Genomic DNA, 2,402 nt, shown 5'->3' with positions numbered 1-2,402 from the left:
TTCTCGATCACCAGCCGTACCGCGTCATCCCGAAACTCGGGACTGAACTTCCTGTACTTCCGAGGCATCTATTCTCGCCACCCTTCGGATCCGATCCTATGCGGGCCGTAGTCCGAGAACAACGGGGCACCTCACATCGCGAGTTGGGACGGGCGTGACGCCAGTTGGCAGCCGGCCCGGATCGGGCCGACGGTGTTCGATCTGGAGTTGGGGCCGCTGATTCGTGCGCTCCGGGCACCGGCTGTTGCAGCAGGCCTGCCGGAGGGGGATGCCGCGGGGAAGCGCGGGTATGTCTGGCACTGCTCGGCGCGGGTCGCGGCGGGGGACCGGGTGTTGACGGATTCCGAGTGGGCGTCGGTCGTTCGGGAGTTGCTGGACGGCGCCGGCGTTGCTGCGCGGAACGACGCGGGCGGGCCGCGGTGGGTTGCGGTGCGGCACGCCGATGACCACGTGCACATCGCGGTGGTGCTGGTCCGGCAGGACACGTGTCGGCGGATCTGGCCGAGCCGGGACTCCCTCGGCTGCGTGAGGCGGCCCGGCGAATTGAGCGCCGGCTGGGGTTGACGAACACGGCTCCTGCGGACGGGACCGCGGCGCGGGCGCCGGGTCGCGGGGAGATCGAGAAGGGGCGTCGTCAGGGGCGGGGGCCGGCGCGGGTGGAGCTGGCGCGGGCGGTGCGAGCGGCTGCGGTCGCCGCTGATGGGCCGGCGGGCTTCGTGGCCGCGTTGGAGGAGGCCGGCTATCTGGTTGAGCTGCGGCGGACGCCGTCGGGCGATCCGCTCGGCTACAAGGTCGCCCGATGTGGCGACGTGAGCGCGGCCGGACGACCGGTGTTCTACAGCGGGAGCAAGCTGGCGCCGGACTTGTCGTTGCCGCGGTTGATGCGTGGCTGGGCACAGGCAGACGAGGGCTCGGAGGCAGGGGAGCCGATGGAGGCCGCACGTCGGCGGCTCGAACTGGCGCGAGCGGCGGTCTCGGCGGACCGGGCGGGCCGCGGACACGACGATCCCGCGGACGTCGCACACGCGACGCGGGATGTGCTCACCGCGGTCCGTTACTGGTCCCCGGAGCTGGACGCGGCGGCCGAGGAGTTCGACCGTGCGGCCCGACCACCACGTACCACCATCCGGTCGCTGGTCCTGTGGGCGCGGGGCTGCGGCGGGTGGCCCGGCAGCTGCTCCGGCAGCGCCGGGTGCTGAACGTCGGCGGGGATCCGGACTCGGCGGCGGTGGCCCTGGTGGTCGCGCTGGCACCGATCTAGCCCCGGCCCAAGCCGCGCAGACCGCTCAGCGCTGCTACGAACAGCGCGGCGGGCGACGCCGCCGAGCTCCCGGAGCCGGAAGCCGATCTCTACTCACCGACGCCGAGCGCATCCTGATCACCATCGTCTACCTGCGGCAGATCTGTTCTCAGAACGTCTTGTCCGAGCTACTCGAGGTGAACCCGAACTCCATCGGCCAGGCGATCGCCGAAACCCGGCAACTGCTCGATGACCACGGCCACACCACCTTCCCGAGCACGCTGAGGTTCACCACCGCGACCGCCCTCACCGATGGCCTCGACCGTGACGTCCCACCGCAGCGCCCGAGCCTGCCCGAGAGGCTGTCCGCTCCTGCCCTGACCGGCATGACCCGACCCGAGCTGGGCCAGATGATCGGGCGGCTGGCCGCTCACCAGGCCGCACAAGTCGAACGACGCCGCTACCGCCGCCGCGGTGCAGAACGTCTGCCGGGAGCCCGGGGTGGCGGGTTCCTACAGAAGATCACCGACCCGGAACGGATCCTGGCGACCGTGCTCTACCAGCGTCGAGTCTGCACCCGACAGGTCCTCGCGGACCTGTTCGACGTCAGCCCACGCACCATCGGCACCGCCCTGATCGAGGTCCGCCCGCTCCTGGAACAGGACGGCTACCTCCCAACGCCGATAACCGGACCGCGATTCTCTACCGCAGCTGCTCTCCTCGCCTCCCTGCCACCGGCCGAGCTGCCCGTCCCCGAAGAACCACCGTGTTGATCTTTTACAGCTCCACTACGCGGCGAACCTGATGGCCGCGACCCCGAAGGCGTCCTGGCCGTGGGTACCGGCGCTGCTGCACTCGGTCTACGACCAACCCGACGCGGCGAGCGTGCACGCCCAGTTCGACCGGATCCTCGACGCCCTGGCCGAGAAACTGCCCAAGGTCGCCGCCCACCTCGACACAGCCCGCGCGGACGTCCTCGCGTTCACCGCGTTCCCGAAGGAGATCTGGCGCCAGATCTGGTCGAACAACCCCCAGGTTATCTGGAGTCGCTCTCGGGGTGTCCGGGACGTCGTTGACGAGGCTGTGAGGTCCCGGGTTCTGCCTGGTGGACGTGGTTATCTCTCGCCGTCCAGCACGCGGCGTCTCGGGAGGTTCGATGTTC

At 70.4% G+C, this 2,402-nt stretch carries 2 protein-coding genes and 2 pseudogenes; all 4 read left to right on the top strand.

The window, feature by feature from the left end; translation table 11 throughout:
* The first annotated feature begins 192 nt into the window (after positions 1-192).
* Positions 193-564: a hypothetical protein gene (locus KME75_RS40920; protein WP_219420366.1), complete on the top strand. Its 372-nt coding sequence runs from the start codon at positions 193-195 to the stop codon at positions 562-564.
* A gap of 110 nt (positions 565-674) precedes the next feature.
* On the top strand, positions 675-1,199 hold the full coding sequence (locus KME75_RS40915) for a hypothetical protein (protein ID WP_219420365.1): 525 nt from the start codon (positions 675-677) through the stop codon (positions 1,197-1,199).
* 58 nt (positions 1,200-1,257) lie between these two features.
* Positions 1,258-2,013 (top strand): annotated as a pseudogene (locus KME75_RS40910) (VirB8 family type IV secretion system protein); the annotation flags it as partial.
* 13 nt (positions 2,014-2,026) lie between these two features.
* Positions 2,027-2,272: pseudogene (locus KME75_RS40905) on the top strand (transposase); the annotation flags it as partial.
* Positions 2,273-2,402: the final 130 nt, after the last annotated feature.

It is taken from the genome of Pseudonocardia nigra (genome assembly GCF_019396355.1).
In the GTDB taxonomy this organism is placed as follows: Bacteria; Actinomycetota; Actinomycetes; order Mycobacteriales; family Pseudonocardiaceae; genus Pseudonocardia; species Pseudonocardia nigra.
The sequence above is the reverse complement of the archived record's forward strand: the minus strand, read 5'-3'. Positions and strand labels throughout refer to the sequence as shown.